The organism is Microvirga sp. RSM25, from assembly GCF_044784385.1.
In the GTDB taxonomy this organism is placed as follows: Bacteria; Pseudomonadota; Alphaproteobacteria; order Rhizobiales; family Beijerinckiaceae; genus Microvirga; species Microvirga tunisiensis.
In genome coordinates this window covers 2,633,561-2,650,151 of record NZ_CP173039.1, presented here as the reverse complement: position 1 = coordinate 2,650,151, position 16,591 = coordinate 2,633,561, and the positions used below count along the sequence as shown (strand labels likewise).

Genomic DNA, 16,591 nt, shown 5'->3' with positions numbered 1-16,591 from the left:
AGCCTTGGCCCCGGACCTTAAGTCAGGTAGAGAGGCGCCCTGAGCATCCCCGAACCTGCCAGGGCTCCTTGTTTTCCAACGCGCGCACTTCTCAAATTCTGCTCGCTCTTGCCTCCCAGCCAGGCGAGCGCCTGACCGTGCGTGAGATCATGGCGGTGCTCCAGGATCGGGCCTTCGCCCTCCTGATCGTCCTCCTGGGCCTGCCGAATTGTCTTCCCATGCCGCCGCCGATCCCGCTGGTCTGCGGTCTGCTCCTGGCGCTCGTCGCCATCCAGATCATCTTCGGCCGGGACGCGCCTTGGTTGCCGCGTCAACTCCTGAACCGCTCGGTCGCCCGTACCGATGTGGAGCGGGCTGTCGGACGCGCGATCCCGGTCTTCCGCCGGCTGGAGCGCTTTTCCCGCCCGCGCATGACCTTTCTCGACACGCCGCTGACCATGCGTCTCATGGGCGCGGTCATCCTGGTTCTGTCTCTGGGGCTCCTCTTCGCGCCGCCTTTCGTGGGGCAGATTCCTTTAGGCCTCGCCGTGTGTCTCGTCGGCTTGGGCCTTGTCGAGCGCGATGGCCTGGTGGTCGTCGGGGGCCTGATCCTGGGCTCCATCGGCCTCACCTTGAGCCTCGGCTTCGTCTACGCGATTTTCACCGGGATCGAGACGCTGATCTAAAAAGCCGCGACCGTCATCCCGGGCTCGCGCCAGAGGCGCGCCCCGGAATGACAGTGGTGGGACGTTTCCCGACGAAGTCTCAATCGTTGTCGTCGTCGAACTCGGGCGCAGACTTGAGTTGGTCCAGGGGTGTGGTCAGGACGATGCGCATGTCGTCGTCGTTCCGGGCGGCCGATGGGGTTCCGGTCTGGACGGACCCGGTGGTCGAAGCATCGGCGGCATTCATCTGGAAGGCGCTCAGCGGCAGGGCCACCGTGCGGTCACCGAGGCCTTCATCGATCTCGACGACCAGGGCCACAACGCGGCCGTTGCGGTCGAGCACGACATCCTCGACATCGCCGATGTCCTTGTTGTCCGCCCCGAGAATGTCCTGATCCATCAGGTCGGAAACGAGCATGGAGCCGGGGCTCAGCCGGGTGATGAACTCGGATGAACCCGAGGCTGGGGCGCTCGGCTGAGGAGCGGGCGAGGTCTGGGCCATGGCGGCAGAGGTCAGCAGAGCGGAGCCGAGCAGGCCGGCCGTGATCAAAGTCTTCCTCATAGGTTCAATCTCCCAATTGCGTTTTCGGTAGAAGCGTAACGCAACCGAGATGGCTTGGTTCTCAAGCCAAGCTCAGATGGACCGCAGGCTTTTTAGGCTCGCGTGGCCCTCACGGCCAACGATGTATGAGGCGCACTTGCAATGCTTCAAAGTAACTATATAACAAGTAAGCCAGCTTGTGCTGGTCTCTTAGAGGAAAGTCCGGATGAGCAATTTTCTGCGGATTGCTGGATTGACTGTCGCGCTTGCTGCAGCGTCGGTTGCCTTGTCTGAGGGCGCCTTTGCCTTCTCCTGGGGCTCTACCCAGCAAGGTGCGGGCTGCTGCCGATAAGATCGCAAGGCTAGTCCCGAACTGCTTTCGGTGAATCCAGCGTCTCTCCTCTGGAGAGACGCTTCTTCAAGACCGGGCAGCCGGTAGGCACTGATGCGGCTGCCGTCCCTCAATTGGCTTCAGATCAGCCTCAGGCCCTTCAGGCTGGCGTGGCCTTCGCGACCGACGATGATGTGGTCGTGGACGGTGATCCCCAGGGGCTTCGCGATGTCGATGATCTCGCGGGTCATCTTGACGTCGGCGGAGGATGGCGTCGGGTCGCCGGAGGGGTGGTTGTGGACCAGGATCAGCGCTGACGCCGAGAGCTCGAGGGCCCGCTTGATCACCTCGCGCGGATAGACCGGCGTGTGATCGACCGTCCCCGATTGCTGCACCTCGTCGGCGATGAGCGCGTTGCGTTTGTCGAGGAAGAGCAGCCGAAACTGCTCCTTGTCCATGAAGGCCATGGCGGCCCGGCAATAGTCGATCACGGAGGTCCAGGAGGACAGAACCGGCCGTTTCGCCACTTCGCCCCTGGCAAGCCGGCGGGCGGAGGCTTCCATGATCTTCAGATCGGTGACCACGCTCTCGCCGATGCCCTCTACCTCCATGAGCCGGGCGGGGGAGGCCGCCAGCACCTCGGCGAAGGTGCCGAAACGCTTCATGAGTTCCTTGGCGATGGGCTTCACGTCCCGGCGCGGGATGGAGCGGAAGAGGACGAGTTCCAGCAGTTCGTAATCCGGCAGCGCATCGCCGCCCACCTCCATGAAGCGGGCGCGCAGCCGGTCGCGATGGCCGTGATAATGGGGAGTCTCGTCGCCGCTCATGCCCGCCCGTCGCTGTTGCCAAGCGATGCTCCGGGACAGCCCCTGGAGCATCGATGTTACTTTGTAGGCTTGAAGCGATGCAGCAGGCTAGTGTCAAGCTGCAGCGTAAGGGGGCTTGTCCAGACCCTTCGGCGAGAAGGTAAGGACCTCGACACCGCTCTCCGTCACGCCGACCGTGTGCTCGAACTGAGCCGAGAGGGAGCGGTCGCGGGTCACGGCGGTCCAGCCGTCGGAGAGCACTTTCACCTGAGGCCGGCCCAGATTGATCATCGGCTCGATGGTGAAAAGCATGCCGGGCTTCAACTCCACGTTATACGCCGGCTCCACATAGTGGAGGATCGTCGGCGAATCGTGGAACACACGGCCCAGGCCATGGCCGCAGAAATCCCGCACCACCGAGCACCGCTCGGCCTCGGCATAGGATTGGATGGCTGCCCCGATATCGTTGGTGGTCGCGCCAGGCTTGACCGCCGCGATGCCGCGCAGGAGGCACTCATAGGTGATCTCGCAGAGCCGCTGCGCCCGGCGCGACACCTCGCCCACATAGTACATCCGGCTCGAATCCCCGTGCCACCCGTCGAGGATCAGGGTCACGTCGATATTCATGATGTCCCCGTCACGCAGGGGCTTGTCGTTGGGGATCCCGTGGCAGACCACGTGGTTGATCGAGGTGCAGATCGTCTTCGTGTAGCCGCGATAGTGCAGGCAGGCCGGGTAGGCGCCATGGTCGCGGATGAAATCGAAGGCGAGCCTGTCCAGGAATTCGGTCGTGACGCCGGGCTTCACGTAATCGGTCAGCATGTCGAGGCACTCGGCCGTCAGGCGGCACACCCGGCGCATGGCCTCGAAGGCCTCCGGCCCGTGGAGCGGGATCTCGGCGGCACGCTTGCGCTCGACAATCTCGGTTTCAGTCATTTTCGATCCTTGATCTGATGCCCGGAATGTAAGGATCGCTGCGCGCGACGCAAGCAAAGACCTTATGCCCCGCTTGCGATTGGCGTCCGAGGGTGTCATGAGCAACCCTGTTCATCCATTCGACGGCTGTGGATTCCCGCTTAATGAACGATTCTCGCCCTTTCGGCGATTTTGCGCCTTCAGGACTCGCCCGCTGGGTGATCGACCGCACGCGCGGGCTGCCCGAGGGATGGGCGGGCCGCCGGCTGGCCCTAATGCTGCGCCGCCTGGCGATGAAGAGCCTGAAGGGGCTGCCGCTCGACCTGGAGACCTTCGGCGTCCGCATGCGGCTCTACCCCTATAAGAACGTCTGCGAGCGGCGCATCCTGTTCACGCCCCAGTATTTCGACACCGATGAGATCAGGATCCTGAGCTCACGGATCGCGGACGGCTTCACCTTCATCGATGTCGGCTCGAATGTCGGCTGGTATGCCCTCTCGGTCGCGCGGGAAGCGGGAGCCGTTCCGACGCGGATCCTGGCCGTGGAGCCGCAGCCGGAGATCTTCGACCGCCTGATCTACAACATCCGCCAGAACCCCTCCTGCACCATCAAGGCCGTGGACTGCGCGGTGGCGGACAAGACCGGCGAACTCACTCTGTTCCTCGATCCCCTCAACCGGGGCGAGGCGAGCCTGAAGATCGTGAATTCGAGCCAGACGGACGCGATCCGCGTCCCGGCCGTGACCATGCTGGAACTCCTGAGCCGAGAGGGCCTGACCCGCGTCGACGCGATCAAGCTCGACGTGGAAGGGGCCGAAGACCTGGTGCTCGACCCGTTCTTCCGGGATGCGCCTGCCTCGCTCTACCCCTCGCTCTTCGTCGTCGCCAACGTCCCGGAACGCTGGCAGATCGACGTGGTGAAACTCCTGAAGAGCAAGGGCTACCGGCAGATCCTCGAGACCAAGATGAATCTGGCCTTCGAGCGGGGCTGAAAGTCCGACCCAAATCGGCACTCGCCGGGTTCTCATCCTGTCGTCATCACCGGCCTTGTGCCGGTGATCCCAATGGCTTGAAGCGCAGCGCTTTTCTTAGTCGAGATGGCCGGCACGAGGCCGGCCATGACGGGGGAAGTGCATGACGAGCCAGCCTCTCAGGGTGAGGGTGGTGGTTTTGAGCCAGCTGTTGAGTCGTTCTATCGCGGGGTCACGATCTCGACCGGGCGGTCGATCGCCACTTCCTCCGTCGTAATGCGGCAGACATAGGCATAGGATTCGACACCGGCCGCCAAAGCGTGTCGGAAGGCCTTGTCGTAGGCGGGGTCGATGTCGCGGGCTACGTCGAAACGGTTCGCATCCATCTGGATGACATAGACGAGGGCGGCTCTCGCACCCACGGCCACCATGTCGGCCAGCTCGTAGAGGTGCTTGGCGCTGCGGGCCGCGACGCAATCCGGGAACTCGGCAAAGCCCGCCTCGCGCATCATGTGACAGTTCTTCACCTCCAGGTAGCAGGGCGGCTCGCCGTCTTTTTCGAGCAGGAAATCGACCCGGCTGTTCCTGCCGTACTTCACTTCCGGCCTGACGCGCTCGTAATCCGCGAAAGGAGCGAGACGCCCCTCCCGCAGGGCTTCGGCGACCAGGAGATTAGGACGGGAGGTGTTGATGCCGATGAGCTGCCGGGGACCGCCGCCGGCCGCGACCTCCACGAATTCCCAATTGTATTTGAGCTTGCGGTTCGGATTCGTCGCCCGGGAGAGAAAGACCCGGCTGCCGGGTTCCTTCAGGCCCATCATGGCTCCGGGATTGGCGCAATGGGCCGTGACCACCTCGCCCGTATCGAGCTCGACATCCGCCAGAAATCGCTTGTAACGCTCGATGAGACGGCCCTCGAGCAGGGTTTCCTGAAAACGCATCAAATTCCAACGCCTGAACGAAAAAATCGTCGTATCAGAGGAGAAGGCGGGGGTTCAACTGAACCCTCGCTTGAGAATTGCCGTTTCTGACGCTAAAGGCCCCTAAAAGGATCGCTGCGCATGGCCATCTCCGTCACAGCCGCTCTTCTCATCATCGGTGATGAGATCCTCACCGGGCGCACCAAGGACAAGAATATCGGCTATATCGCCGAGTACCTGACCGGGATCGGCATCGACCTGCGAGAGGTTCGCGTCGTGCCCGACGTGGAGGAGGAGATCGTGGCGGCGGTGAATGCCCTGCGCGGCCGCTACACCTATCTCTTCACCACCGGCGGGATCGGTCCCACTCACGACGACATCACGGCGGATTCCATCGCCAAGGCCTTCGGCGTCGGTATCGGCGTCGATCCGCGGGCCGTCGCCCTGCTGCAGGAGCGCTACCAGCCGCACGAACTGAACGAGGCGCGCTTGCGCATGGCCCGGATTCCCGAGGGCGCCGATCTCATCGAGAACCCGATCTCCAAGGCTCCGGGCTTCCGGATCGGCAACGTCTTCGTCATGGCGGGCGTGCCCTCCATCATGCAGGCCATGCTCGACATCATCGCGCCGTCGCTCCAGACGGGCGCCCGCATGATCATCGAGACCATCGAAGCCGAGGGGTTGGCCGAGGGCATCTATGCCGAGGGCTTGGGCCAGATCGCCTCGTCGAACGAGGGCGTGTCGATCGGATCCTATCCATCGTTCTCGACAAGCGGCTTCCGCAACCAGATCGTCGTGCGGGGCAAGGACCCGGAGGCGGTCGCAAGCGCTGCCGCCGCCATTCGCGAGCTTCTCGGTCGCCTCAAGGGTGACCGGGCGCCCCTGTAAGAGTTATTGTCGTCACCACAAAAGCCGAAGAGCACATCGATGTCCCCGACCTCTCCGAAAGCCTTCCCCGTCTCCTGGGATCAGTTCCACCGCGATTGCCGGGCTCTGGCCTGGCGCCTGGCTTCAGCCGGTCCCTTCGAGGCCATCGTCTGCATCACCCGCGGCGGCCTCGTGCCGGCTGCCATCGTGGCGCGCGAGCTCGATGTCCGGCTCATCGAGAGCGTCTGCATCGCGAGCTACCACGACTACAAGAACCAGGGCGAGCTGCAGGTGCTGAAGGACATCGCCCCTGCGATCAAGGCCTTGGGCGATGGGACAGGCAAGGGCGTTCTCGTGATCGACGACCTCACCGATACGGGCAAGACCGCCAAGATCGTGCGCGACATGCTTCCCAACGCGCATTTCGCCGCCGTCTATGCGAAGCCCGCAGGACGGCCCCTGATCGACACCTTCGTGACGGAAGTGAGCCAGGATACCTGGATCTACTTCCCCTGGGATATGGGCCTGGCCTATCAGGCCCCGATCCGCGAAGGCTCGGCGGGCTAACAGAGTCAAGGAGCGCCCGTGGCGGAGTTCGATATCGCGCGGACGCGCAACAGCCTCTTCGGCGCTCTCCTCGAAGCGAGGGATCGGTTCGGTCGGAACAAGGTCGCCCTCGAGGACCTCGAACGTCAGCCGATCACCTTCGGCCGCCTCGTCCTGGGTTCGCTCGTTCTCGGCCGCAGGCTGGCGAGCCTGACGGATGAGCGCGAACCTATCGGCGTGCTGCTGCCGAACGTTCAGGCCATCGCCGTCACTCTGTTCGGGCTCAATGCGTTCGGGCGCGTTCCAGCCTTCCTGAACTTCACGGCCGGGCAAAAGAACCTGAAGGCGGCCTGCGAACTGGCCGGGATCAAAACCATCGTCACCTCTCGCCGCTTCGTCGAGCAAGGCAAACTCGACGACATCGTCGCAGCGTTGGGGGAGGGGCGGCGGATCCTGTGGCTCGAGGACGTTCGTGCAAAGCTGACGAGCTTCGACAAGCTGCGTGGGCTGATCGATTCCTGGATGGCGCGGCGCGTTCACGCCGGAGCCAAGGTCGAACCCGACGATCCCGCCGTCGTGCTCTTCACGTCAGGGTCGGAAGGCATACCGAAAGGCGTGGCGCTCTCGAACGCCAACCTGATCGCCAATGCCTATCAGGTCAAAGCGCTTGCCGGCGACGTGTTGCAATCGGACGACGTGTTCTTCAACCCCCTGCCGATCTTTCATTCCTTCGGCCTGACCGCAGGGCTCCTGACGGCGGTTCTCAACGGCATGAAGTCGGTGCTTTATCCGAGCCCGCTTCATTACCGGCAGATCCCGAAGCTCGTCGCCGGCACGCGCGCCACGATCATGCTCGCGACGGACACCTTTCTGCAGGGCTATGCCCGCGCCGCGGGCGAGACCGATCTGGCGAGCGTCCGTTACGTCATCGCCGGCGCCGAGCGGGTGAAGGACGAGACGCGCAGGCTCTGGGCCAAGCACGGCACTGTGATCCTGGAAGGCTACGGCGCCACCGAATGCTCGCCGGTCATCGCCGTCAGTTTGCCGGATCGGAACAGGTCCGGATCGGTCGGGCCGATCCTGCCGGGAATCGAATGGCGCCTCGATCCGGTCGAAGGAATCCATGAAGGTGGGCGCCTGCATGTGCGCGGCCCGAACGTGATGAAGGGATACCTCGATTCGACGGCTCCGGGCGGCATTCATCCTCCCGTCGATGGATGGCACGACACCGGCGACATCGTCACCGTCGATGACGGGATCGTCACCATCCGGGGGCGGGCGAAGCGCTTCGCGAAGGTCGGGGGCGAGATGGTGTCGCTGGCCGCCATCGAGGCGACCGTTCAAGGCCTGTGGCCCGACAACAGCCATGTGGTTGTGGCAATTCCGGACCCGCGCAAGGGCGAGCAGATCATCCTCATCACTGATAAGGCGGATGCGGACCGGGACCTGCTGCTGGCTCATGCCAAAGCCCAAGGTTTTCCCGAGCTTTGGATGCCCCGCTCCATTCTCGTATCGGGAATTCCGGTGCTGGGTTCCGGCAAGACCGATTACGCCGCCGCCGTTGAGCTGGCGCGGCGGCTGCAACCGATGCTCTAGGCTAGAGCTCTCGTTTCTTTGAAGAACAACCTTCAACGTTGCCGGTAACCAAGCTCGGCTTTCCACGTTGTCATTCGGGACAGCTATTCCCTATGGGCATGTCTGGATGAAGGGTTCTGAGATGAAAAGAATTGCTCTTGTTCTGGTCGCATTGGCCTATACATCGAGCACATTGGCTCAGTCCCGGCCCTCCACACCTGGTATGACCTGCAATCAGGCGCGCGGGATCGTGTTCTCGCGCGGCGCCATTGTCCTTGGCACAGGCACCTACACCTACGACCGTTACGTCCGGGACCGCACCTTTTGCGAGTTTAACGAGACGATCGAGCCCGGTTTCGTGCCAACGAGGGATACCCCGCAATGCCCTGTCGGATATCTCTGCCGGGATACGGATTATTTCTTCGACGACTAAGGTCGCGACCGTCGCCTTGATTCCGTGAGCGCTTTGCGCTGTCTCGTATCCTCCGGATTTCCGGAGCGCGACGGTTGGATTGAGGATTAATCAGGCATCGCCATTCAGGGCCTTCCCGAGTGGGCGTCCGCGCTGTTGAAATAATGACACACTGTTCAGGATAATCACGGGTGTCTTCCAAATTTGCTTATCTTTTCAGCAGATTGCGCGACTAATGAGCGAACATGGCGTTTACCTCGGTTGCGTCAGACTGCGGCATGATTATGGTCACGTTTGTACATGGGTCATGGACTCAGGAATTTTTGGAGAAAACCATGAAGCTCGCTAAGAGCCTCTTCCTTGGATCGGTCGCAGGTCTCGCGGCTGTTGCAGGGGCACAGGCCGCCGATCTCCCCGCGAAGAAGGCCGCTGCTGTCGAATACGTTCGCGTCTGCTCCACCTACGGCGCAGGCTTCTTCTACATCCCCGGCACCGAAACCTGCCTCCGCGTCGGCGGCCGTGTTCGCGCCGAGTTCCAGTATCTCGAGCCGACCGATCGCGAAGATGATGCCATCGGCTTCCGCGCTCGTGGTCGTCTGAACATCGACGCCCGCACCGCCACCGCCTACGGTCTGCTCCGCACCTTCGTGCGCTTCGAGATGACCCGCGACACCGGCGTGTACGGCTTCAGCTCCACCTCGGCCAACGTTGACCAGGCCTTCATTCAGTTCGGCGGCCTCACCGCCGGTCGTACGGTGTCGTTCTTCATGAACAGCGACCTTCCGAACGATAACTGGGGCACACTCCGCTTCTACGACGCTCCGACGGTGAACGTGTTCGCCTACACCTTCTCCTTCGGCAACGGCTTCTCGGCCACGATCGCGGCTGAAGAGGGTACCTATGCCACGAGCCTCTTCACCGAGGCTGGCCAGACGATGCCTGACCTCGTCGCTAACCTGAAATACGCCGGCACCTGGGGTTCGGCTCAGCTCGGCGGCGCTCTGCACCAGTTGCGCAGCGATACCCTGTTCGGCACTGAGTACCCCGATTCCACGCTTGGCTGGGCTGTCACGGCTCAGGGCTCCGTCAACCTGCCGATGCTTGCGGAAGGCGATGCCCTCTGGATCGCAGCAACCTATGCTGACGGTGCTCTCGGCTATCTCGGCTTCGATCCGGATGTCGGAGTTGGTAATGCTTCCAGCACGGTCGTCGACGCTTACATCGGCGCTGACGGCGACATCGATACCGGCCGTGGCTGGTCCATCGCCGGTGGTCTGAACCACTACTGGACTCCGACCATCCGTCAGAACATCTTCGGTTCTTACGCTCGTGTCGAGTACAGCGCCAATGCTCCTGCACTGGCCAATGACTTCAACGAGTGGCGCGCCGGTTCGAACGTGATCTGGTCTCCGGTCTCCGGTCTCGATATCGGTGTTGAGGTTCTCTACTCCAACCTCGACCCGCGCGGCATTGTCGGCAATGACGACGATGACGCTTGGGAAGGCCGTCTGCGCGTTCAGCGCGACTTCTGATCGACTTATCTTTTTGGACTGGAAAGCCCCGGTGGTGACACCGGGGCTTTTCTTTTGGTGTTGAGCATCGGACCCGATAGCGGACCCACTTTTTGGGATCCATTCGATGCTTCCATTCTTGAAGATCGCATCGTTCTCCGCTGACGCGGACCTTCGGTTCCGCACGATGCGCCAGAGCGGCGGATTGCCGTAGCGGAAATACTGCCTATAAGCCCACGAGTGATCGTCCAGTTTCAAAAAGATCGGGGTCAACGATGTTCAAAGCCTTCAGAAATCTGGCTTTCGCTGCGATCCTCGCGCTTGGGTTGACCGGATGCGTAGGAGCCGCTGGCGTTTCCACCTGGGAATACCAATCCGGGCAGGGCTATGAAACTGAGCGCGTCTATGACGGCCGCATCCAGGCGGATACGAGCCAAGGCTTCACGCGCGAGGCCTGCACAACCGTGTCGAGAAGGCAGATCGGCCCGTCAGGGGGCGGGGCAGGCGGAGATGTGACTGCCTGTGCTTCCAATTAGCCCGATGCACCTTGACCGAAGGAACGAAGGCTCACCTTGACCGTTGGCATGGAGTCAATTCCACCGTCAGGAGAGCATCATCATGAACAACATCATCTGGCTCATCGGAGCGATCGTGGTCGTCCTCGCGATCTTGTCGTTCCTCGGGTTGCGCTAGTCCATTCTATGAACCTGCAGGGCAGCTTATCGTCTAAAGCGCCCTGCAGTTCCTCATGTCTCCCCGGAAGACCTGCGGCGGCAGGATTGTCGGCCAAGGGACCTATTCCATCAGAACCAAGACGACTGACGCGACGTTCAGGATGGCCAATACGCCGAGCAATGTCGGAATCAAAGGAATCCCAAGCCGCCACGCTGCTCGATCACAGGCCACTTCGGTGTGAGCTTCGAGATGGGAATCCTTGATGGCCATGCCTCATCCTCTTCGTGACCTGACCTTGCGTTAGACGGGTGCCACCATGGACCTTGAGCGCATCATGCGAGGTGTGCTTCCACACATGGTGCAGCCTGCATTCGTCTTTGTTTAGTGCCGTGTGGCGCTCTTCTGAATTTGGAGAAGCTGGCCTTCGATGGCGCGCATCCGGGTCATCAGGCGATCGAGTTCTGTTAAAAGATGCCTCTCGTCCTGTTTGGCCTTCTCGATGAGATCCGGGGAGGAACCGTGGCGAATGCGCTGAAGGGCGTCCGCGAGTTGGCGATCCAGAAGCCGCATGTGGTGCTCCAGATCCAAGAATTCTTGGTGAAGCTGGGTCTGCTTGAACACGGCAGGGATCTCACGTGAGAACGGTCGGTTCTAAGCTTAAGCTACAGCGCGAAGGCGTGTTCCTCCAGGCGAAAAAAGAGGTCGCGGCAAATTTCTTAAAGGCCAAGGTGAAACGGAGGACAGCGTTCACCGTTCTGTGATGAGGGCTTTCACCCGATGGTCACACCACCGGGAATTCAGAATTTGTAAACAGCCTCAAAAAGAAGCGTTTCCAGTAGCTGCGTGACAGGAGGCAGCTTTGTATCGCGTTTGGCTTCGTCACGCCGACCACCCGCTTTGAGTTTCCGGGCCGGTCTTTCCAATGATCATAGAGCCTCAAGGGTCGTTGCGCCCGCAATGGACTCCAAGAACAGCAGCCGGATAATAGAGGAGATGGCCGGATGGGACAGGCGATAGAGCCTTATCGTGTAGCCTTGATCGTCGAAGACGATTTCGAAGTCAGGGGCTTAGCGGCAGCTCTGCTTGAGGAGACCGACCTCAAGGTCGTAGAAGCCTCCAGCGCGGAAGAGGCTCTGGATTATCTGCGGCTGCATTCCGACGATGTGGCCTTTCTGTTCGCCGATGTCCGTCTTCCCTGCCTGATGGATGGCCTGGACCTGGTTCGCACCGTGCGCCTGAAATGGCCATGGGTCAGGACAGTGCTGACCTCAGGCAGACCGCTCGACCAGCAAGAAGGCGATGTTCCCCGTGACGTCCGGTTCATGCAGAAGCCCTGGAGAGCGCTCGAAGTCCTGATGGAAGCTGAAAAAGCGGCTCAAGCTTATCGGCGGAACTGAAGCAGGACCGCGCAGGCAATTCGGGGTTCGCTCCTTGCATCCTATCCGGCGGAGACGTGGAACCTTGGCGCTTGCCAGGAATTGGCGTCAGCAGTTTGAAAGGATTGACTGATGCCGCATACGTCCGTTGCCACAGGCAGGTTCTCGTCCCGCAAGGAGGCCAATCAGGCCGTTCAGCGTCTGGTGTCTGGTGGATTCGCCCGTAACAGCATTTCCGTCCACCAGCACGACGACGATGAGGGATACGATCTGGAGATTCATACCCGGCGCGAAAACCTCAGGCGCGCGGAGCGCCTGATCCACGATTCCGCGCCTCTATACGTCGTCAGGGAGAAAGCGTCCCAGGTGGCCCACACAGCCGGGGCCTATCCACTGGTTCTGCTCGGGGCGGGGATTCTAGCCGGGTTCCTGATCTACAACCTCATCCCACGCGAAGCCGTATCCGACCGGAGAAACCGTCGTAGGCGCTGAAGCCATCGTTGCTGGAGCGAGGACGGATCTCGGAGAGTGAGCCAGATCCTAGAATTCGCCGTCCTCATCGTGGTGGCGGGTTCGCTCCAATCGCTCCAGCAACTGCTTTATGCGATCGGGAGCAGGTTCTTTCAGGACGTTCTGATAGTTCTGTTGCAGCTGCCGGCCGAGATCCTTCAGGAGTTCGGACTGTCCAGAGGCGGTCAAACTGTTGGCGCCGACGCTCCAACCTCTATGGCCCTCTGCGACATAAGAATGGTGCCGCTTTGGCATCCATATCCTCCTTCTGTTGCTATCCTTGAGCCTGAGAACGGGTGAAGTCGGATTGAGTTGCAGCTAAGTTTCTGAAAAAGAAGAATTTTTTGATGGATGGGCCATTCACTGCCGGCAATGGGATGAGCTTCCCTTGCTTTTAGTCGTAGTTTGGAAGTTCCACTCCGAGGAATGAGGCGACCGCCGGTCGCATTGGATTCATCCGAACACTGCGCCAAAGCTCGACCTTAACGACGAAGGCGGCTGGGTTCATGCGTGAAATTCTCATGGTCTATTTGTGCGGTGTGATCCTGCTGTTGGCGGTGTCAACCATGATCGAAGGCGAGGAGGGGATAGGCCTCGACCACATTCTGATCGCCGGCTTCGGTTGGCCGATCCTAACGCCGATCCTGGCCTTGCGAGCCTGGACCAGCCGCTGAGAGACGCTCCTTCTCTCGGTCCCGCCATGGCTGGCGCGCATTTCCCTGCGTCATCTTTGTTGCTAACCTGAACCTTGACGTTTTTGGATGAACCTATGGCCAGAGCGATCCTGACCGCTGCAATCTACTTGGCTGGGCTCGGCGCAGTCCAAGCCCAGACGAGCTGCTATCCCCGCATAGGCGCCTATAGCGGCCAGTATGAGGGCCAATGCCCCAACTCCAGCCTCAAATGGACAGCGGTCGAGAATACGATCGGGGCATATGGACGAAACTGCAGCGATGAGCCGTGGACGTATAACCGCACGGAGAAGACGTTCTACAATCCCAAGGCCAATGAGAATTTTGCCATGCAGGATTGCTATGCGGCGAGCCGTGATCAGCTTGCGAGCAATCCGAAAGCGAGCACCGGCACCGACATGGCCCGTCGCTTTCACGAAAACAAAATTCAACGGCCCGGGACGCCGGCTGAGCAGCCGGTCGCCAATCGCTGAAGCCACTCGAACAGGGAAGGGAGCGGTTGAGCGCTTGCTCAGCATGCTATCGCTCTGATTGCGGGAAGGTACCTTGCGGGTCGCACAGCGAGATGCGATCGGACATTGAGCCGTGTCCACCGTCGGGACCCACGCAGGGTCGGTCGTCTCGCCTAAGACGCAATCGCAATTGCCTCTCGGATATCTTTCATAAGTGAGAGAGCTTGTATTGAGGACGATGGATCCTTGCGCGGCAACGAGACCTCGTGCCTGAGCGCATGATATTCTCGATGTGAGAGGATGGCTTTGCGCCAGAGCATCTGCGCTCAACCCGATGAGTGCCACGCAGGCAAGGCGATCTGGCAAAGGACGATCGAACCGGGCGTCATCGTTCATCTCCCGGAGAAGGCGATCTCAAACCGCTCTCGCAATCTATGCGGAGGTTGGCTCGAATGCGATGCGAGTCCGCGCATCGCATGGATTCATTGGCCGAACCTGCATCTGGCTCCTGCGCGGGCGATCATTCGCGCGAGCTCGGGCAGGAACGACACGATCCGAAAATCGGCGTAGGTCACTTTCAATCCTGTGGCGAGTTTCGCAAAGGCGACCTGTTCGGCTGCGCCCGTGCCGTCAGAGTCGTAGTAGGGAATGCCATCATCGCGATCGTAGATGACGTGGTCCGCTGCATTCTTCGCTGCTCAATGAATGGCCTGCGCTCTTTATCCGGCACGGGAAAGCGCATCTGCATCTTTGTGTTATGCGCTATCGTTCACGATCACGATCGTCACGATCCGTAAGGATACGTGAATTGACCATCATGCCTGACGGGGGGACACTGATTGCGTGGCCGACAGCATTGGTTGCTCCCTCTGAGAAACTGAGGCCCCTTTCGGGGCCTCTTTTGTTGGCTCGGTTTCTCGGCGAGGACGTCAGGTCCTGAGGCTCTCCAGAAGCTTCTGATAGGGCTCGCGGCGCTCCCGATACTTCAAGAGCAACTGCATTTCGATATGTCGCCTTTGCTCGACATCGATATCGCTCCGGTCGAGACTGAGTATGTCTTCTCCGTATTGAAAGTCTATGTTGGTGAGCGTTCGTGCCACCCAAAGTATCTTTAAGTCGTTTTCCGTTATCATGCTTCCATGAGCGTCATTCATGGTGCACTGTCGCGTCGAAGCGTCTTTGGCGACTGGCATGGTCCCCCTCCAGCCTTCTGAGTCTATGAGGGAATAATATCGCTCCGGCACGTTGATCGGCAACGAGCGCAGCCTAAGCTTGCGGATTAAAGACCAGGCTCCAAGTCGGTAATCCCAAGGAGTAGGGCGCCATTGCGCTCATTTTCATATCGAGACTTCGCGGCCCCGATCAAATCGCTCTAAAGGTCGGTGCTGCCCGAGCTTAAAAAACCTTAACGCAAGCTTTCGCCGGCGATGCCCTTAGGGAGTAGCGCGTACCCCTTAATGGCTAGACCGGTGGGTCTAGCTCTTGATCAAGTTAGCTCTTTGCGTCCTGATAGATATGACGGGCTTATTGCGTAGAGTTTATCCAAGGGGCAAGCAATGATCAAAGATCATCTTAGACATGCCGTGACGTCTGGTTTGCCGGCAAATAGTTTTGAGAACGATTCTACTCAACTTGTTGCAACAAAGTTGCTTTGCGGGAACGCATTGCTGCAGGCCGGTCTCACACAGCTCTTGTCGGGCACATGCTTCGATGTGCTCACGCCGACTTCGAATGGGCTTGCGACCTCGCAGCAGTCCACTCAATCGGAGCCTGCCCTCTACATCGTGGATGCCACCGGTTCCTCCGAGCAAGCGATCGAGTTCATCCGACACGCCAAGAGACAGCATCCTGCTGCGCGGGTCATGGCGATCGCCAATCAGTTCGATTGTCAGGCCGTGCAATCGGCAGTCTCTGCCGGCGTCGACAGTTTCTGCCTCGCCACAAGTGCCCGCGAGGTTCTGATCAGGATTCTCGAGCTCACGATGCTGGGCGAAAGGATCCTTCCCGGATCCTTCGTTCGGACACTCCTCAACCAGGAACTGGCGCATTCCAGCACGGCTGAGATCATCCCGTTGGCAGAACGCCGGCCTCCCGATCTGAAAGCTCAGAAATTGTCACCCCGTGAGACCGTGATCCTGCAGTCGCTGATGGGCGGCGATGCGAACAAGGTCATCGCGAGAAAGCTCGAAATCACCGAGGCGACGATCAAGGTCCACGTCAAGGCGATCCTGCGCAAGATCGGCGTCGCCAATCGCACTCAGGCTGCCATGTGGGCAACGGGAAACCTCAGGGAGACCGGTCCATCGGCCGGAGAGTTCCATGAGGTGCGGCGGTTGAGCTGAAATATCGGCTTGGGACTGCCCTTCGAAGTCCACTCACGGCTTGCGTGATCCGGGCTTGCGAAGTCGGTGCGGCCGGCGGGGATCCCACGTTGCCGGGCGATCATCTTGAAGGACGAGATCTTTAAAGGGACACCAACGATCTCTCTTGTCGTTCGTCATTGGGTCGGGGCAATAACGCTTCTTCGGATTTCAGTGCCCTTGCCCGCTTGAGTGCATCGTCATCCCGGAAGCGCAGCAAGCAACGATAAGATGGTGGCCGTGACATTCATGCCCACGATGATAAAAAGCAGGGCAACCGACACGGGGAAGGGCCGCGCTGCTGGTTCGCGTTCCTTCTGGAGATAGTTCGTCGTCTTCATAGCGTCCTCCTCTCGGCCTCAGACAGCATGCAAGGTGACGCAATTCGGCCAATGACGCTGTGAAGTGCTTCACAGCATCACGCGCCTTCTTAAGAAGCTTGCCGGGACATCGGAACGCAGAGGCAACCGCAAGACACGCAGGATAT

General features: G+C 60.5%; 23 protein-coding genes. 14 read left to right on the top strand and 9 right to left on the bottom strand.

Annotation, left to right across the window (positions count from 1 at the left end; all coding sequences use genetic code 11):
- Nucleotides 1–68 precede the first annotated feature (68 nt).
- Nucleotides 69–665, top strand: a complete 597-nt coding sequence (locus tag ACD578_RS12660) for an exopolysaccharide biosynthesis protein (protein ID WP_404293502.1) — start codon at nt 69–71, stop codon at nt 663–665.
- 79 nt (nt 666–744) lie between these two features.
- On the opposite strand, the gene ACD578_RS12655 is transcribed toward ACD578_RS12660, so the two are convergent.
- The 3 genes from ACD578_RS12655 to map all read right to left on the bottom strand — a co-directional run bounded on the left by ACD578_RS12655 (nt 745) and on the right by map (nt 3,258).
- The gene (locus ACD578_RS12655; RefSeq protein ID WP_404293500.1) at nt 745–1,206 is read right to left on the bottom strand and encodes a PRC-barrel domain-containing protein; all 462 of its coding nucleotides are present in this window, start codon (nt 1,204–1,206) and stop codon (nt 745–747) included.
- Between the two features lie 450 nt (nt 1,207–1,656).
- On the bottom strand, nt 1,657–2,343 hold the full coding sequence (radC, locus tag ACD578_RS12650) for a DNA repair protein RadC (RefSeq protein ID WP_404293497.1): 687 nt from the start codon (nt 2,341–2,343) through the stop codon (nt 1,657–1,659).
- Nucleotides 2,344–2,436: 93 nt separating this feature from the next.
- A complete protein-coding gene (map, locus tag ACD578_RS12645) occupies nt 2,437–3,258 on the bottom strand; it encodes a type I methionyl aminopeptidase (protein WP_404293494.1) in 822 nt (273 codons plus the stop codon).
- 143 nt (nt 3,259–3,401) lie between these two features.
- Here map and ACD578_RS12640 point away from each other — a divergent pair, with 143 nt between their 5' ends.
- A complete protein-coding gene (locus ACD578_RS12640) occupies nt 3,402–4,229 on the top strand; it encodes an FkbM family methyltransferase (protein ID WP_404293492.1) in 828 nt (275 codons plus the stop codon).
- A 200-nt stretch (nt 4,230–4,429) separates the two neighbouring features.
- Here ACD578_RS12640 and sfsA read toward each other — a convergent pair whose 3' ends face one another.
- Nucleotides 4,430–5,149, bottom strand: a complete 720-nt coding sequence (gene sfsA / locus ACD578_RS12635) for a DNA/RNA nuclease SfsA (protein ID WP_404293489.1) — start codon at nt 5,147–5,149, stop codon at nt 4,430–4,432.
- Nucleotides 5,150–5,269: 120 nt separating this feature from the next.
- Here sfsA and ACD578_RS12630 point away from each other — a divergent pair, with 120 nt between their 5' ends.
- From ACD578_RS12630 to ACD578_RS12605, 6 genes are all read left to right on the top strand, one after another.
- Nucleotides 5,270–6,016, top strand: a complete 747-nt coding sequence (locus tag ACD578_RS12630) for a competence/damage-inducible protein A (RefSeq protein WP_404293486.1) — start codon at nt 5,270–5,272, stop codon at nt 6,014–6,016.
- Between the two features lie 39 nt (nt 6,017–6,055).
- Nucleotides 6,056–6,562: a xanthine phosphoribosyltransferase gene (gene gpt, locus ACD578_RS12625; protein ID WP_099511328.1), complete on the top strand. Its 507-nt coding sequence runs from the start codon at nt 6,056–6,058 to the stop codon at nt 6,560–6,562.
- Nucleotides 6,563–6,580: 18 nt separating this feature from the next.
- Nucleotides 6,581–8,137: an AMP-binding protein gene (locus ACD578_RS12620; protein WP_404293482.1), complete on the top strand. Its 1,557-nt coding sequence runs from the start codon at nt 6,581–6,583 to the stop codon at nt 8,135–8,137.
- A gap of 121 nt (nt 8,138–8,258) precedes the next feature.
- Nucleotides 8,259–8,549 (top strand): hypothetical protein, encoded by a 291-nt coding sequence (locus tag ACD578_RS12615; RefSeq protein ID WP_404293479.1) that lies wholly within the window; start codon nt 8,259–8,261, stop codon nt 8,547–8,549.
- A gap of 314 nt (nt 8,550–8,863) precedes the next feature.
- The gene (locus ACD578_RS12610) at nt 8,864–10,060 is read left to right on the top strand and encodes a porin (protein WP_404293476.1); all 1,197 of its coding nucleotides are present in this window, start codon (nt 8,864–8,866) and stop codon (nt 10,058–10,060) included.
- 254 nt (nt 10,061–10,314) lie between these two features.
- Entirely contained in the window at nt 10,315–10,575 is a 261-nt protein-coding gene (locus ACD578_RS12605) for a hypothetical protein (protein WP_404293474.1), read from the top strand.
- Between the two features lie 259 nt (nt 10,576–10,834).
- On the opposite strand, the gene ACD578_RS12600 is transcribed toward ACD578_RS12605, so the two are convergent.
- Both ACD578_RS12600 and ACD578_RS12595 read right to left on the bottom strand, forming a co-directional pair.
- Complete coding sequence (locus ACD578_RS12600; protein WP_404293471.1) at nt 10,835–10,984, bottom strand: hypothetical protein; 150 nt, start codon at nt 10,982–10,984, stop codon at nt 10,835–10,837.
- A 111-nt stretch (nt 10,985–11,095) separates the two neighbouring features.
- Nucleotides 11,096–11,284 (bottom strand): hypothetical protein, encoded by a 189-nt coding sequence (locus ACD578_RS12595; protein ID WP_404293468.1) that lies wholly within the window; start codon nt 11,282–11,284, stop codon nt 11,096–11,098.
- A 431-nt stretch (nt 11,285–11,715) separates the two neighbouring features.
- Here ACD578_RS12595 and ACD578_RS12590 point away from each other — a divergent pair, with 431 nt between their 5' ends.
- Nucleotides 11,716–12,111 (top strand): response regulator, encoded by a 396-nt coding sequence (locus ACD578_RS12590; protein WP_152712774.1) that lies wholly within the window; start codon nt 11,716–11,718, stop codon nt 12,109–12,111.
- 111 nt (nt 12,112–12,222) lie between these two features.
- Nucleotides 12,223–12,582 carry a hypothetical protein gene (locus ACD578_RS12585; protein WP_404293465.1) on the top strand — a complete coding sequence of 120 codons (360 nt, stop codon included), beginning with the start codon at nt 12,223–12,225 and terminating at the stop codon, nt 12,580–12,582.
- Nucleotides 12,583–12,630: 48 nt separating this feature from the next.
- Here the strand turns inward: ACD578_RS12585 and ACD578_RS12580 are convergent, their stop codons facing one another.
- Nucleotides 12,631–12,855: a NepR family anti-sigma factor gene (locus tag ACD578_RS12580; protein WP_404293463.1), complete on the bottom strand. Its 225-nt coding sequence runs from the start codon at nt 12,853–12,855 to the stop codon at nt 12,631–12,633.
- Nucleotides 12,856–13,106: 251 nt separating this feature from the next.
- On the opposite strand from ACD578_RS12580, the gene ACD578_RS12575 reads away from it, so the two are divergent.
- The 3 genes from ACD578_RS12575 (at nt 13,107) to ACD578_RS12565 (ending at nt 14,541) form a co-directional block, all read left to right on the top strand.
- Entirely contained in the window at nt 13,107–13,274 is a 168-nt protein-coding gene (locus tag ACD578_RS12575; RefSeq protein WP_404293461.1) for a hypothetical protein, read from the top strand.
- Between the two features lie 95 nt (nt 13,275–13,369).
- On the top strand, nt 13,370–13,765 hold the full coding sequence (locus ACD578_RS12570; RefSeq protein WP_404293459.1) for a hypothetical protein: 396 nt from the start codon (nt 13,370–13,372) through the stop codon (nt 13,763–13,765).
- A 455-nt stretch (nt 13,766–14,220) separates the two neighbouring features.
- Nucleotides 14,221–14,541, top strand: coding sequence for a hypothetical protein (locus tag ACD578_RS12565; protein WP_404293457.1), 321 nt, complete (start codon nt 14,221–14,223; stop codon nt 14,539–14,541).
- Between the two features lie 132 nt (nt 14,542–14,673).
- Here ACD578_RS12565 and ACD578_RS12560 read toward each other — a convergent pair whose 3' ends face one another.
- A complete protein-coding gene (locus ACD578_RS12560) occupies nt 14,674–14,937 on the bottom strand; it encodes a hypothetical protein (protein ID WP_404293455.1) in 264 nt (87 codons plus the stop codon).
- 471 nt (nt 14,938–15,408) lie between these two features.
- Between ACD578_RS12560 and ACD578_RS12555 the strand changes: the two genes are divergently transcribed.
- Nucleotides 15,409–16,086: a LuxR C-terminal-related transcriptional regulator gene (locus tag ACD578_RS12555; RefSeq protein WP_404293452.1), complete on the top strand. Its 678-nt coding sequence runs from the start codon at nt 15,409–15,411 to the stop codon at nt 16,084–16,086.
- A 218-nt stretch (nt 16,087–16,304) separates the two neighbouring features.
- Here ACD578_RS12555 and ACD578_RS12550 read toward each other — a convergent pair whose 3' ends face one another.
- On the bottom strand, nt 16,305–16,445 hold the full coding sequence (locus ACD578_RS12550) for a hypothetical protein (RefSeq protein ID WP_153885385.1): 141 nt from the start codon (nt 16,443–16,445) through the stop codon (nt 16,305–16,307).
- Nucleotides 16,446–16,591 lie beyond the last annotated feature (146 nt).